Origin of the sequence: Nocardia amamiensis (genome assembly GCF_015477605.1) — a bacterium.
Taxonomy (GTDB): Bacteria; Actinomycetota; Actinomycetes; order Mycobacteriales; family Mycobacteriaceae; genus Nocardia; species Nocardia amamiensis_A.
Map to the genome: position 1 here is coordinate 134,737 of NZ_JADLQX010000013.1, position 14,183 is coordinate 148,919.

Annotated in this window: 14 protein-coding genes and 1 tRNA gene; 8 read left to right on the plus strand and 7 right to left on the minus strand. The window is 67.0% G+C overall.

Going from position 1 to position 14,183, the window contains the following annotated elements; all coding sequences use genetic code 11:
* Positions 1–152: 152 nt before the first annotated feature.
* The gene (locus tag IU459_RS18820) at positions 153–377 is read left to right on the plus strand and encodes a hypothetical protein (RefSeq protein ID WP_195130846.1); all 225 of its coding nucleotides are present in this window, start codon (positions 153–155) and stop codon (positions 375–377) included.
* Positions 378–503: 126 nt separating this feature from the next.
* Here the strand turns inward: IU459_RS18820 and IU459_RS18825 are convergent, their stop codons facing one another.
* The 6 genes from IU459_RS18825 to IU459_RS18850 all read right to left on the minus strand — a co-directional run bounded on the left by IU459_RS18825 (position 504) and on the right by IU459_RS18850 (position 4,042).
* On the minus strand, positions 504–1,418 hold the full coding sequence (locus IU459_RS18825) for a hypothetical protein (protein ID WP_195130847.1): 915 nt from the start codon (positions 1,416–1,418) through the stop codon (positions 504–506).
* A gap of 40 nt (positions 1,419–1,458) precedes the next feature.
* The gene (locus IU459_RS18830; RefSeq protein WP_228838123.1) at positions 1,459–1,983 is read right to left on the minus strand and encodes a DUF6932 family protein; all 525 of its coding nucleotides are present in this window, start codon (positions 1,981–1,983) and stop codon (positions 1,459–1,461) included.
* A gap of 323 nt (positions 1,984–2,306) precedes the next feature.
* Positions 2,307–2,378, minus strand: a tRNA-Val gene (locus IU459_RS18835).
* A 17-nt stretch (positions 2,379–2,395) separates the two neighbouring features.
* Positions 2,396–2,860 carry a peroxiredoxin gene (locus IU459_RS18840; protein WP_195130848.1) on the minus strand — a complete coding sequence of 155 codons (465 nt, stop codon included), beginning with the start codon at positions 2,858–2,860 and terminating at the stop codon, positions 2,396–2,398.
* 76 nt (positions 2,861–2,936) lie between these two features.
* A complete protein-coding gene (locus IU459_RS18845; protein WP_195130917.1) occupies positions 2,937–3,359 on the minus strand; it encodes a DUF3052 domain-containing protein in 423 nt (140 codons plus the stop codon).
* Between the two features lie 125 nt (positions 3,360–3,484).
* Complete coding sequence (locus IU459_RS18850; RefSeq protein WP_195130849.1) at positions 3,485–4,042, minus strand: hypothetical protein; 558 nt, start codon at positions 4,040–4,042, stop codon at positions 3,485–3,487.
* A gap of 218 nt (positions 4,043–4,260) precedes the next feature.
* On the opposite strand from IU459_RS18850, the gene aceE reads away from it, so the two are divergent.
* From aceE to IU459_RS18885, 7 genes are all read left to right on the plus strand, one after another.
* Positions 4,261–7,176 carry a pyruvate dehydrogenase (acetyl-transferring), homodimeric type gene (aceE, locus tag IU459_RS18855; protein ID WP_195130850.1) on the plus strand — a complete coding sequence of 972 codons (2,916 nt, stop codon included), beginning with the start codon at positions 4,261–4,263 and terminating at the stop codon, positions 7,174–7,176.
* A gap of 11 nt (positions 7,177–7,187) precedes the next feature.
* On the plus strand, positions 7,188–8,522 hold the full coding sequence (locus IU459_RS18860; protein WP_228838125.1) for a PucR family transcriptional regulator: 1,335 nt from the start codon (positions 7,188–7,190) through the stop codon (positions 8,520–8,522).
* A 128-nt stretch (positions 8,523–8,650) separates the two neighbouring features.
* Entirely contained in the window at positions 8,651–9,565 is a 915-nt protein-coding gene (locus IU459_RS18865; RefSeq protein WP_195130851.1) for an ACP S-malonyltransferase, read from the plus strand.
* A 123-nt stretch (positions 9,566–9,688) separates the two neighbouring features.
* The gene (acpM, locus tag IU459_RS18870; protein ID WP_040776189.1) at positions 9,689–9,991 is read left to right on the plus strand and encodes a meromycolate extension acyl carrier protein AcpM; all 303 of its coding nucleotides are present in this window, start codon (positions 9,689–9,691) and stop codon (positions 9,989–9,991) included.
* 10 nt (positions 9,992–10,001) lie between these two features.
* Positions 10,002–11,252, plus strand: a complete 1,251-nt coding sequence (locus tag IU459_RS18875) for a KasA/KasB family beta-ketoacyl-ACP synthase (RefSeq protein WP_195130852.1) — start codon at positions 10,002–10,004, stop codon at positions 11,250–11,252.
* 125 nt (positions 11,253–11,377) lie between these two features.
* Positions 11,378–12,811, plus strand: a complete 1,434-nt coding sequence (locus IU459_RS18880) for an acyl-CoA carboxylase subunit beta (RefSeq protein ID WP_195130853.1) — start codon at positions 11,378–11,380, stop codon at positions 12,809–12,811.
* Between the two features lie 123 nt (positions 12,812–12,934).
* Complete coding sequence (locus IU459_RS18885; protein WP_195130854.1) at positions 12,935–13,420, plus strand: winged helix-turn-helix transcriptional regulator; 486 nt, start codon at positions 12,935–12,937, stop codon at positions 13,418–13,420.
* A 23-nt stretch (positions 13,421–13,443) separates the two neighbouring features.
* Here the strand turns inward: IU459_RS18885 and IU459_RS18890 are convergent, their stop codons facing one another.
* Positions 13,444–14,130: a nitroreductase gene (locus IU459_RS18890; protein WP_195130855.1), complete on the minus strand. Its 687-nt coding sequence runs from the start codon at positions 14,128–14,130 to the stop codon at positions 13,444–13,446.
* Positions 14,131–14,183 lie beyond the last annotated feature (53 nt).

Sequence of the window (14,183 nt, forward strand, 5' to 3'; positions counted from 1 at the left end):
AACAGCGTCCCCACCGCCAAGCCGACCGACGCCAGGTCCTATTCACGCGCCGACGAACACTTCCGGCCTAGCTCAGCTGGGCTAACATGTGCGGCAGCGGCGTCACGGTCGCGGTCGCCAGCCGATAAGCAGCGCTACAGGGTGCCATCACGATGCTGCACGGGGATCCCGGTTGCGGCCAGGTCGGACAGGGCTGCGCCCGCCGGCTCGACGATTTCCTCACCGGTTTCGTCGAGATCGTCGTGAAAGGTCAGGTGGTCCACAGCGGCTGGCAGCTGGCCCAGTACGCATGGGTGTGCACCGGCTGGCGACTCACCGCGGGGGTGGTGTGGGTGCTGAACCAGATCTGTGGATTCGGGGACGGTCAGGCCGCCTGACGCGGGCGTGATAGTCGATTCTGACCGCCGGTAACGCCCGCGTCGTGACGATTCCCGGCGGTCAGGCGCCTTCCTAATCGGCGTGGATCTCAACGTCGCGGAACTAACGTCCTGAGACACCACACCCTAGTTCTGTTCGTCGGTGTCCGGCAACGGGCTGGCGTAGTCCAGGACACGGATGAACTGGTGTTCGGTCCGTTTGCGCTCGCCGAAGCGGTCGGAACTCTTGACCGTGCGTACCTCGATCCGCAGATACACGTCCCACGGTAGGGCCTTCGCCTTGTCGAGCGGTACTTCGACGATTTCGATCTTCCGCTTGTTCTGACGCAGCTGCACCTGTGCGAACTCCTTGCCGAGGGCGACGCCCGCGAGGTACCCGGCTTTAGTTTCTACCTCTACTGTTCCATGTGGTTCGAACAGGCGGTTTGCTCGGCTGCGGCCGCGGCTGGTAAGTCGAGACTTCCGTCGTCGCCCGTTGTGTTGCGAGAGATCGATCTCGACTCCGGCGTCGGCTTTGTCGAGCGATTCGATCAGCAATCGCAACCGGTGCGCCAGGGTTGTTGGCAGATGGTCGGCGAACCGGTCCTCCGGGATGTCATCGCGCTCGAGGAAGTCGTGCAGGTCCAGGACACGGACGAGAGCGACCTCAAGCGGTGACGGGCCAGCAATGGGCAACTCCGCCTCCGGCGGGGTGGCGGCGGCGAACGGTGCGAGCGGAAGCACAACGCTACCGGTGCGAACCTCTCGGAAGCCGAATGAAAGCTGCTCGGCAACGTCTGTTGGCGCCGCTGCACGTACCTCACGATCGAGCTGGCTGAAGATCTCAGCGGCGTATGCGTCGAACAGTCCGTCGTTGAATCGTGGACCGGTTAAGCGGATGCTGGCGAAGCCTGGCAGGGATGCCGCAGGTTCTAACTTGCGTAGTCCTTCCAGCATCGCGGCACGCAGATATGACGAGGCGGGCTCCTCATCAACCTCGTCGATATCAGGGTCGGGCTCATACCCATGCAAAAGTTGTGGAAACTGGTCGCGGACGTTCACAGCCGGACCTCCAAATAACCTCGGCGGCTGTCGCAGCTCTCTATCGAGGGTATGTCAGATCCGTCGATTCGACGGCGCTCCCACCAATCGTCCAGCCGTCCCCGGTCGCTGAGATAGGCCTCTTGGTCGCCGTCCAACGCCGCATCTGCACGATGCGGCTGCACGACTGGATACCAGCGGAGGGGGAACACCTCCAGACCGTACCGCGCCTTGATGCCGTCGCGGTCAGCTTACTGATCATCTTCGATCCAGGTTTGCCGTGGGCCTCGTCCGCGAGCAGGCCGTCGATGACGGGTGTGATGTCGATGTCGACAGGGTCAAGTTTGCGGGAGGCGAAGCTTCCGGCGATCCAGAACGCGCGCAGCAACGGCGCGGAGAATTGCAGCTTGGCTGATGTGTCCTGCCAGTGGGCGATGTAGGTGAGCAGTCCAGTGAACAACGTGGCTCTAGTGGTCGATGCGGCGAATTCCTTCGCTTCGACCAGTCGCTCTTGAACTTCCTGGAGCGTGCATGTGTACCGACCTGGGGGTATGAAGCCAGTCGCCTCGTCGAACGACGGGATCAACCGCGTCCCCCTTTTCCGTTGTTGGACAGTGCTTCCGAGGCTGAAGAGCTGAGCTCCGTGCAGAGCATCTGATCTATCTACTGCCCAGGCGATAGCGTTACCTACCACAGCATTACACGAGGGCTGTGGCAGCCCGCTGACATTCACCTGACGGGCACGGTGCGCGCATAGGCGCGCACCTCGGGGGCTTTGCCGCGCGGGGACCCAGCGCACAAGTAGTCCGATGTGCATCACTAGGCCGGTGCCCCACGTTTGCCCCACATAGTGTGAGTGGGGCAAACGCACTAGGTGAAGATTGCGGCCTCTACCTGGCATTTCATCTGTGGGCGCAGAGGGGATCGAACCCCCGACCGCTGGTGTGTAAAACCAGTGCTCTACCGCTGAGCTATACGCCCTTGCCGTGACCGGCGGATTATGAATCTAGCGCGGCGAGCGCTTTCTCCCAAGCCGCCTGGTCACGGGGCTCTCCGGGGCCGTTCATCTCGGCGAAGCGGATGTAGCCTTCGCGGTCGACGACGAACGTGCCCCGGTTGGGGTAGCCGGCTTTCTCGTTGAAGACGCCGTATGCCTGGGCCACCGCGCCGTGCGGCCAGAAGTCCGACAGCAGCGGGAAGGTGTAGCCCTGTTCGGCGGCCCAGATCTTGTGCGTGGGCGGGGGGCCGACCGAGATCGCGAGGATCTCCGCGTTGTCGTTCTGGAACTTGGGCAGCTCGTCGCGGACCTTGCACAGTTCGCCCTGGCAGATCCCGGTGAACGCGAGCGGGTAGAAGACGATCAGCACGTTCTTCTTCCCGCGATAGTCCGCCAGGCTTACTTGCTGGTTGTTCTGGTCTTTCAGCGTGAAATCCGGCGCGAGAGTGCCAACCTCTAACGGCATAGCGAATCCTCCATCGTGTCGGGTTCCACCGGGCGGGCGTGCGACACCGCCCTGGTGGAAACCTTAGCGCGGCGGGTCAGCGCTGCTTCGAGGGAGCCTTGGGCTGCACCAGGCGGCTGCCCGTCCACGCGCCGAGGCTGATCGCGGAGGTCTGGGTGAGACCGGCGGTCGGCGCGGATTCGGCGATCTCACTGGGCTCGACGTGTCCCGGCTGTCCGGTCTTGGGCGTGAGCACCCAGACGAAACCGTCGTCGGCGAGCGGGCCGATCGCGTCCATCAACGCATCCACCAGGTCACCGTCGCCGTCGCGCCACCACAGCAGCACGACGTCGATCACCTCGTCGGAGTCCTCGTCGACGATTTCGCCGCCGATCGCTTCCTCGACATCGGCCCGCAGGTCGTCGTCGACGTCCTCGTCCCAGCCCAATTCCTGGACAACCAAGCCGTGTGAAATGCCAAGCTTCTGAGCGTAGTTCTGCGCGTCCGCCGCGGCGACCACGGTGGTGTCCTCCTCAACTCCCGACAGTAGATAGTTGCAAGCGAACATGGTTATGGGCTTCAGCGCAAGCCGATCCGGCGAAATAGCTGCCGAATGTCGTGTTGCGATGGTGTGTCAGGGCGTGCTCAGCGTTTCGGGCAGGAGTCGCGCACGGCGTTGCGCGCGTCGTTCACCCGTCTGCTGGCGTCGTTGAGCGCCGCGACCGGGGCGAGGTAGGTCATCGGGCGCGTCTCGGCGGCCAGCGCGCGCGCCGCGCTCACATACTCGGTGAACAGTGCGGCCAGGTCGGGCGGCAGCGTGTCCTTGGCGGCGTTCACGCCGCTCTCCACCGTGTTGGCGGCGTCCTCGAGGGTCCGTACGGCCGCGTCCCGCCTGGCGACGTAGTCGGGCGCGTTCGAATCGTGCGCGTCGACGAATTCGTTGTACCTGGTGACGCCGATGCCCGTGGTGCTGGGGAACTGGCCGCAGTTGTCGGCGATGGCGTTGGCCTGTGCCGCCGCGCGCCGCGACGAGGTCGCCGCCGCCGACGAGGACGCCGCCTCGGTCTTGTACGCGGCCAGGTCGCCGGCGTTCGGGCTCGCCACGCCCTCCACCCGGTTGGCGCATCCGGCTACGACCAACCCGATCGCGACGGCGCCGGTAGCGCACACCATTCCGAACCCACGTGGGTTCAGCAGCTTCATCGTCCTCCCCGCTCCTCACGGCTGCCACGGCTCATCGTGCTCACCTTGCCTGTCGAACGGTACTGGATTTCCGGCTGAGATGATGACCTGGGACGCGCCATCGGCAAGGATGGATGGTGCGCCCGAACCTTTCGTAAACGGGCGGTCCGCCAACCACGCGAGCCCGCCCGGGGATAAAGACGCCATCAGCATGTCCACCCCCTGTACGAGGAGCAGATTTGACCGACCTGATCCACTCTCCCGCACCGGCGAAATCCGCCGGCGCCAGCTCCGCCCCAGCTCCCGCCGCGAGCCGCGATCCGAACGGGTCGCAGGCGCCGCAGCAGGGTGGCCGGGTGCGCGTGATCCGCGAGGGGGTGGCGTCCTACCTACCGGACATCGACCCGGAGGAAACCAGCGAATGGCTAGAGTCGTTCGATGAGATGCTCGACCGGGAAGGCCCCGGCCGTGCGCGGTACCTCATGCTCCGCCTGTTGGAGCGGGCCGGTGAACGTCGTGTCGCCATCCCGTCGTTGACCTCCACCGACTACGTCAACACCATCCCCACCGAGAACGAGCCGTGGTTCCCCGGCGACGAAGAGGTGGAGCGGCGTTATCGCGCCTGGATCCGCTGGAACGCCGCGATCATGGTGCATCGCGCCCAGCGTCCCGGCATCGGCGTCGGTGGGCACATCTCGACCTACGCGTCCTCGGCGGCGCTCTACGAGGTCGGCTTCAACCACTTCTTCCGCGGCAAGGACCACACCGGCGGCGGCGATTCCATCTTCATCCAGGGTCACGCTTCACCGGGCATCTACGCCCGCGCGTTCCTGGAGGGCAGGCTCTCGACCGGCCAGCTCGACGGGTTCCGGCAGGAGTACAGCAACGGCGGCCCCGGCCACGGGCTCCCGTCCTACCCGCACCCCCGGTTGCTGAACACCTTCTGGGAGTTCCCCACGGTGTCCATGGGCCTGGGTCCGATGAACGCGATCTACCAGGCTCGGTTCAACCACTACCTGCACGATCGCGGCATCAAGGACACCTCCGACCAGCACGTGTGGGCATTCCTCGGCGACGGCGAGATGGACGAGCCGGAGTCGCGCGGCCTCGCGCACGTCGCGGCCATGGAGGGCCTGGACAACTTGACCTTCGTGGTCAACTGCAACTTGCAGCGCCTGGACGGCCCGGTGCGCGGCAACGGCAAGATCATCCAGGAGCTGGAGTCGTTCTTCCGCGGCGCGGGCTGGAACGTCATCAAGGTGATCTGGGGTCGCGAATGGGACGCGCTGCTGGGCGCCGACCGTGACGGGGCGCTGGTGAACCTGATGAACAGCACCCCCGACGGCGACTACCAGACCTACAAGGCCAACGACGGCGCCTACGTTCGCGATCACTTCTTCGGCCGGGACCCGCGGACCAAGGCGCTGGTGCAGGACCTGACCGATCAGGAGATCTGGAACCTCAAGCGCGGCGGCCACGACTACCGCAAGGTGTACGCCGCCTACGCGGCCGCGATGGCGCACAAGGGCCAGCCGACGGTGATCCTGGCCAAGACCATCAAGGGCTACACCCTCGGCAAGCACTTCGAGGGCCGCAACGCCACGCACCAGATGAAGAAGCTGACCCTCCAGGACCTCAAGGACTTCCGCGACCTGCAGCGGATTCCGATCAGCGACGCCGAGCTGGAGAAGGATCCGTACCTGCCGCCGTATTACCACCCCGGCATGGAGGCACGGGAGATCCAGTACATGCTCGACCGGCGCAAGGCGCTGGGCGGATTCCTGCCCGAGCGGCGCGCGGCGGCCGAGCCGCTGAAGCTTCCCGGCGACGAGGTCTACCGCTCGGTGCGCAAAGGCTCCGGCAAGCAGAACGTGGCCACCACGATGGCGCTGGTGCGGCTGATGAAGGAACTGCTGCGGGACAAGGAGATCGGCAAGCGGATCGTGCCGATCATCCCCGACGAGGCCCGCACCTTCGGTATGGACTCGTGGTTCCCTTCGTTGAAGATCTACAACCGCAACGGCCAGCTGTACACGTCCGTCGACGCGGAATTGATGCTTGCCTACAAAGAGAGCGCCGTCGGGCAGATCCTGCACGAGGGCATCAACGAGGCGGGATCGACCGCGTCGTTCACCGCCGCGGGCACCTCGTACGCCACGCACGGCGAGCCGATGATCCCGCTGTACATCTTCTACTCGATGTTCGGCTTCCAGCGCACCGGCGACGGCCTGTGGGCGGCCGCCGATCAGCTGGCCCGCGGTTTCGTGCTGGGTGCGACCGCCGGGCGCACCACGCTGACCGGTGAGGGTCTGCAGCACAACGACGGGCACTCGCTGCTGCTCGCCGCGACCAACCCGGCCGTGGTGACCTACGATCCGGCGTTCGCGTTCGAGATCGCCCACATCGTGCGCGACGGCCTGCGCCGGATGTACGGCGGCGGTACCGCGCCGGAGGGCTTGGCGCCGCTGCCGGGCACCCGCCCGCACGGCAGTGCGAGCGAGTTCGGCGGGGAGGATGTCTTCTACTACATCACCCTCTACAACGAGCCGTACCCGCAGCCGGCCGAGCCGGAGGACCTGGATGTCGCGGGCCTGCTCAAGGGCATCTACCTGTACAAGCGCGGGGGCGAGGGCGCGGTGCGCGCCCAGATCCTGGTCTCGGGCGTCACCGTGCCGGACGGCCTGCGCGCGCAGGCGCTGCTCGCCCAGGAATGGGGCGTGCAGGCCGATGTCTGGTCGGTGACCTCGTGGGGCGAGCTCCGCAAGGAGGCGCTGGACAAGGAGATCGCCGCGCTGCGCGACCCGGGCGCGGAGCCGGGCGTTCCGTACGTCACCGAGGCGCTGTCGCGGGTCGACGGCCCGTACGTCGCCGCGACCGACTGGATGCGCGCGGTACCCGATCAGGTCCGCAAGTGGGTTCCCGGCGACTTCACCACACTCGGCACGGACGGTTTCGGCTTCTCCGACACCCGCCCGGCCGCGCGGCGGGTGTTCAACGTCGACGCGCAGTCCATCGCGGTCGCCGCGCTGGCCGGCTTGGCCCGCGCGGGCAAGATCGACGCCGCCAAGCTGGCCGAGGCGGCGGCGAAGTACCGGATCGCCGACGTGGACGCCGCGCCGAAGGCGGCGGTGAGTTCGGACGAAGATCTCGCATAGCGGAATATTGGATGGTGGACCGTAAACCGCCGCGGCCCCGACGGATCTCCGAAGGCTCCTCCGAGCACGAGGTGTATCTGCCGACGGGCGCGCTCTCCCCGAACCCGCAGACCCGCGACCCGCTCCCGGACACGCTGCTCAAACGCGTCAAGCAGTTCTCCGGCCGCCTCTCCACCGAGGCGGTGGGGTCGATGCAGGATCGGTTGCCGTTCTTCGCCGATCTGGACGCCGCCCAGCGGGCCGGTGTGCAGATGCTGGTGCAGACCGCGGTGGTGAACTTCCTGGAATGGCTCCAGGACCCGGACAGCGACATCCGGTTCAGCCTGGACGCCTTCCAGGTGATCCCGCAGGATCTGGCGCGGCGGCTGACGCTGCGCCAGACCGTGGACATGGTGCGCGTCGCCATGGAGTTCTTCGAGCAGTGGCTGCCCGCGCTCGCGCGCAACGACCGGCAGCTGGTCGCCCTCACCGAGGCGGTGCTGCGTTACGGGCGTGAGCTCGGGTTCGCCGCCGCCTCGGTGTACGCCAGCGCCGCCGAGTCGCGCGGCGCGTGGGACACCCGGCTGGAGGCGCTGGTCGTCGACGCCGTGGTGCGCGGCGACACCGGCCCGGACATGCTCTCCCGGGCCGCGACGTTGAACTGGGACGCGACCGCGCCGGCGACGGTGCTGGTCGGCACACCGCCGGGCGAGCAGGGCGTCTCGTCGGTGGGCGCGGTGCATTCCATCGCGGCGCGGCACGGTCGCGCCGCGCTGGCGGTGGTGCAGGGCACCCGGCTGGTGATGGTGGTCTCCGGGCATCTCGGCGACACCTCGTATGTCTCCCCGTTCCTGGCCGACTTGCTCGCCGAAGTGTTCTCCGACGGCCCGGTGGTGATCGGGCCGACCACGCGCACCCTGGGCGCGGCGCACGCCAGCGCGGTGGAGGCACTGGCGGGCATGGAGGCCGTGGTGGGCTGGCGCGGAGCGCCGCGACCGGTGCACGCGGCCGAATTGCTACCGGAACGAGCTTTGTTGGGTGATCGGGCTGCGATCGACGCGCTGAACGAGTACCTTGTCCTACCGTTGGCCGCGGCGGGGTCGTCGCTGGCGGACACCCTCGATGCCTATCTGGATTGCGGTGGAGCGGTCGAGACGTGTGCGCGTCAGCTGTACGTCCATCCAAATACGGTCCGGTATCGCCTGAAGCGAATCGCCGAGATCACCGGCCGTGATCCGATGAATCCGCGCGACGCGTACGTGCTCCGGATCGCCGCCACAGTGGGTCGTTTGACACGAACCCGTAACGAATCGTCAACACCTACCCCAGAAGTCACCCAAGTCGCCTTCGGTCACGAGGGCGTGTAACGCGTTCGGGGAATCGGTCGATTCGGACAGGCCACGTGGTCTTTTGTGGAACCCCCACAAAAGCGCTTCGCAACCTTCATTCGCGTCGACATCTCGTGCGGCCCGCCGCACAGTGTTTTCTTAGAGGCGTGATCGCGTTGTTCGCCCCTGGACAGGGCTCTCAGACACCCGGCATGCTCGCGCCTTGGCTCGACCTTCCCGGCGCGAACGAGCGCCTCACGCTGTGGTCCAAGGCCTCCGGTCTGGACCTGGTGCGTCTCGGCACCACCGCGACGGCCGAGGAGATCACCGACACCGCCGTGACCCAGCCGTTGGTGGTCGCCGCGGCGCTGCTCGCGTTCTCGGAAGTTCCACAGGACATGCTCCCAGCCGCTACCATCGTCGCCGGACACTCGGTCGGCGAGCTCGCCGCCGCGGCGGTCGCCGGAGTTCTCTCCGCCGACGACGCGGTCCGATTGGCGGCCATCCGCGGAGCGGAGATGGCCAAGGCGTGCGCCCTGGAGCCGACCGGCATGTCCGCGGTGCTCGGCGGCGATGAGGCCGCCGTGCTCGAACGGCTCGCCGAACTCGACCTCGTCCCGGCCAACCGCAACGCGGTGGGCCAGATCGTGGCCGCGGGTCGGCTGGACGCTCTCGCCGAGCTCGCCGCGAATCCTCCGGAGAAAGCCCGGGTTCGCGCGCTGCCCGTCGCGGGCGCGTTCCACACCGCGTTCATGGCTCCGGCGCAGGATGCTGTGACCGAAGCCATAACGAAGATCACCCCGAACGAGCCGACCAGGACCTTGCTGTCGAACTTCGACGGCAAGCCGGTCGCGTCCGGACAGGACGCGATCGACAAGCTCGCCGCGCAGGTCACCCGGCCTGTCCGGTGGGATCTGTGCACCGAGACGGTCCGGCAGGCCGGTGTCTCGGCGGTGGCTGAGCTGCCGCCGGCGGGCACCCTTGTCGGCATCGCGAAACGGGAACTGAAGGGCACGCCGACGCTGGCCCTGAAGACCCCGGAAGACCTCCCCGCGTTGGCTGAGCTGACCACATCCGGCTAGCTTTCCTCCGCGACCGATGCATCCATATGCGAGGTCGTGACCGAGCAGGCGGTAACCATCTGCCCGCTCGATCCGAAAAAGAACCAGTAGAGCCCTACAAAGTATCAAGAAGGGAGCCACGAAGTGGCAGCTCTGACCCAGGAACAAATCGTCGAGGAACTCGGCAAGATCATCGAAGAGGTGACCGGTATCGAGCCCTCCGAGGTCACGATCGAGAAGTCCTTCGTCGATGACCTGGACATCGACTCGCTGTCCATGGTCGAGATCGCGGTGCAGACCGAGGACAAGTACGGCGTGAAGATCCCGGACGAGGATCTGGCCAGCCTGAAGACGGTCGGCGACGCCGTTGCCTACATCCAGAAGCTCGAGGCGGAGAACGCTGAGGCGGCCGCCGAGCTCAAGGCCAAGTTCGACAACGCCGAGTAGGGCCGACACTGTGACCACTCCTTCCACCTTGAACGGGAACTTCCCCAATGTCGTCGTAACCAGCCTGGCGGCGACCACGTCGATCGCGGGTGACGTCGATGCGACGTGGAAGGGACTCCTCAACGGCGAGAGCGGCATCGACGTTCTCGAGGATTCCTTCGTCGAGGAATACGACCTTCCGGTCCGCATCGGCGGCCACCTGAAGGTCCGGCCCGACACCCTGCTGTCCCGTGTCGAATGCCGGCGCATGGCCTACGTCGAGCAGCTCGCGACCGTGCTCGGTCGCGAGGTGTGGCGGAACGCGGGCAGCCCGGAAGTCGACCCGGAGCGGCTGGGTGTGGCCATCGGCACCGGATTAGGTGGCGGCGACGCCCTCATCGATTCCGTGGACAAGCTGAAGAACGGCGGCTATCGCAAGATTTCGCCGTTGGCTGTGCAGATGGTCATGCCGAACGGCCCATCGGCCGTTGTCGGTCTCGAATTGAAGGCCAGGGCGGGAGTGGTCACTCCGGTCTCGGCATGCTCGTCCGGCTCCGAAGCCATCGCCAACGCGTGGCGGATGATCGTCATGGGTGACGCCGACATCGTCGTCACCGGCGGCGTCGAAGGCTTCATCGATGCGGTGCCGATCGCGGCGTTCACCATGATGCGCGCCATGAGCACCCGCAACGACGACCCGAAGGGCGCGTCGCGTCCCTTCGACAAGGATCGCGACGGCTTCGTCTTCGGCGAGGCGGGAGCGCTCATGGTCATCGAGACCGAAGAGCACGCGAAAGCGCGTGGCGCCACCATCCACGCGCGTCTGCTCGGCGCGGGCATCACCTCCGACGGCTTCCACCTCGTCGCTCCCGATCCGACGGGCGACGGCGCGGCGCGGGCCATGACCAGGGCGATGCAGTCCGCGGGATTGACCAAGAAGGACATCACGCACATCAACGCGCACGCGACCGCGACGCCGATCGGCGACACCGCCGAGGCGAACGCGATCAACAAGGCCGTCGGCAACCACGCCTCGGTGTACGCGCCCAAGTCGGCACTCGGTCACTCGATCGGCGCCGTCGGCGCCCTGGAGTCCGTGCTGACCGTGATGAGCATCCGGGACGGCATCGTGCCGCCGACGCTGAACCTGGAGAACCAGGACCCGGAGATCGACCTCGACGTGGTGAAGGGCGAAGCCCGCCGCCAGGAGATCGAGTACGCGATCAACAACTCCTTCGGTTTCGGTGGGCACAATGTGGCGCTCGCCTTCGGTCGGGCGTAGCCGCGCGATCGACTGCATAACGATCTTCGGCGGGGTCGGCCAGGTGACCTGGTTCGACCCCGCCGTAGTTCTTCATACGCAGCCGCGGCAGCGGCACATACTCCGTTAGTGAGGAGACAACGCCGATGACAATCATCGCTCCCGCGTTGCGCCAAGAGACCGCCACCGACCCGCGCGATCCGCTGGGTCGACTCCAGCGCTTCTTCGACCCCGGCACCGTTCTTCCGCTCCATCCGCGGGACAAGTCCGGTGTGCTCGCTGCCATCGGTGAGGTGGACGGTGTTCGCACCGTGGCCTACTGCTCCGACGCCACCGTCATGGGCGGCGCGATGGGTGTGGAGGGCTGCAAGCACATCGTCGACGCCATCGACACCGCCATCGACTCCCGCGTCCCGGTGGTCGGGCTCTGGCACTCCGGCGGCGCCCGCCTGGCCGAGGGCGTCGAGGCGCTGCACGCGGTCGGCCAGGTCTTCGAGGCCATGGTTCGCGCGTCCGGCCTGGTTCCGCAGATCTCCGTGGTGCTCGGCTTCGCCGCCGGTGGCGCCGCCTACGGCCCGGCACTCACCGACATCGTGATCATGGCTCCGGAAGGCCGCGTCTTCGTGACCGGTCCGGACGTGGTGCGCAGCGTGACCGGCGAGCAGGTCGACATGGCCACCCTCGGCGGCCCGGAGACGCACGGCAAGAAGTCCGGCGTCACCCACATCGTCGCCCACGACGAGGCCGACGCGCTGCACCGCGCCCGCCGCCTGGTGTCGATGTTCGCCGAGCAGGGCGAATTCGACCTGGTCGCGGCCGAGCACGGCGACGTCGACCTGAAGGCGATGCTGCCGGAGTCGGCCAGGCGCGCCTACGACGTGAAGCCGATCATCCACGAGCTGCTCGACAACGTCGACGGCGAGTCGACCTTCGAGGAACTGCAGGGTCTGTACGCCCGCAGCATCGTCACCGGCCTCGGTCGGCTCGGCGGCCGCACCGTCGGCGTGCTGGCGAACAACCCGATCCGGCTGGGCGGCTGCCTGAACTCCGAAAGCGCCGAGAAGGCGGCCCGTTTCGTGCGGCTGTGCGACGCGTTCGGCATTCCGCTGGTCGTCGTCACCGACGTGCCGGGCTACCTGCCGGGTGTCGGCCAGGAGTGGGAAGGCGTGGTGCGTCGCGGCGCGAAGCTGCTGCACGCGTTCGCCGAGGCGCGCGTTCCGCGGGTCACGCTGGTCACCCGCAAGATCTACGGTGGCGCCTACATCGCGATGAACGCCCGTGCGCTCGGCGCGACAGCGGTCTACGCGTGGCCGGGCTCCGAGGTGGCCGTGATGGGCGCCAAGGCCGCGGTCGGCATCCTGCACAAGAAGGCCCTCGCGGCCGCGCCGGAGGAAGAGCGTGAAGCGCTGCACGAGCGGCTGACCGCGGAACACGAGCGGATCGCCGGCGGCGTGGAGCGCGCCATTGCGATCGGCGTGGTCGACCAGGTCATCGACCCGGCCAAGACCCGCAGCACCCTCGCCGCGGCCCTCGCCGCGGCTCCGGCCCGCGCGAGCCACCACAAGAACATCCCCCTCTGAATCACTGCGCCGAAGCGGGCTCCAGGGCACCCTGGGGCCCGCTTCGCGTTGTGGGGCACCGGGTAGCCGCATAGTGAGATCTCACGAGGACGAACGCGGTGTGGCGCTCGGTAGCATCGGGGAGTGCGCTACGAAGAACTGGCCGATCTGCCGTGCTCGATCACGCGCCCACTCGTGATCTTCGGTGATCGCTGGACTCTACTGATTCTCAAGTCCTGCTTCTCCGGCATCCGGCGTTTCAACGCCTTTCAGAGCGCACTAGGCATCTCCCGCAGCCGGTTGCAGGATCGCCTGGACCGGTTGATCGATCACGGCATCCTGGTCAAGCAGAAGGCCGCTGTCGGCGCGTACGAGGAGTACCGCCTCACCGCCAAAGGCCACGACATCTACCCGATTCTGCTGGCCATCCGCGATTGGGGCGACGCTTACATGGCGCCCGAGGGACCTCCGGTGCGCTACCGCCACCACGAGTGCGCCGGCGAGGCGCATGTGCGGCTCGAATGCGATTCGTGCGGAAGCGAATTGACCGCACGGGATGTCGACCCGGAGCCTGGGCCCGGTCTGCTCGATGCCACCGGAGCCGAGAAGGCTGCGGGCGGCGCGCGCTAGCGCGGGCGGCGCGCTGATCGATCTCAGTCGGCGAACCAGGTGATGACTTCGTCCGGTTCGGCGCGCGCGGTGCGGAAGCCGTTGACGGGGTGGTCGGTATCGGGGTATCCGAAGGAGATTCCGGCGACCACCTTGCGGTGATCCGGGATGCCGAAGTACTCGCGGATGAAGGGAGCGTACGAGGCCAAGGCGGCCTGGGGCGCCGCGCCGAGACCGAGACTCTGCGCGCCGAGCAGGAAGCTGCCGATGTAGAGGCCGCAGTCGACCGCTCCGTAGACGCCGAGGTCCGCCTCGCTGGTCACGATCGCCACGTGCGGGGCGTCGAAGAGTTCGAAGTTCCGTACGGCCTGCCGCATGGTCTTCTCGTGATCGCCCTTGGCGATGCCGACGCTCTGGTACAACTGCATCCCGCATTCGCGTCTGCGGTCCCGATACACCCCGGTGTACTGGGCGGGAAAGTCGAAATCCGGTGTGGGCGTGGCGGTCACGACGTGCTCGAGCAGTTCCTTCCGGAATCGGTCGGTCCCGGCGCCCTCGGTGACCACGGTCCGCCAGGGCTGGGTGTTGCACCAGGACGGCGTCCGCTGGGCCAGCCGCAGCAAAGCCTGGATGGTCTCGCGTGCCACGGGCTGCGGGTGGAACTGCCTGCAGGTCCACCGCTCGTCGAGCACCCGCGTCAGCGCCGCGAACTCCTCCGTCGTCGCCGTCATGTCCCAACCCTCTCCCTGTGGTCCTATTTCGAGACCAAACGCTAGCATCGAAC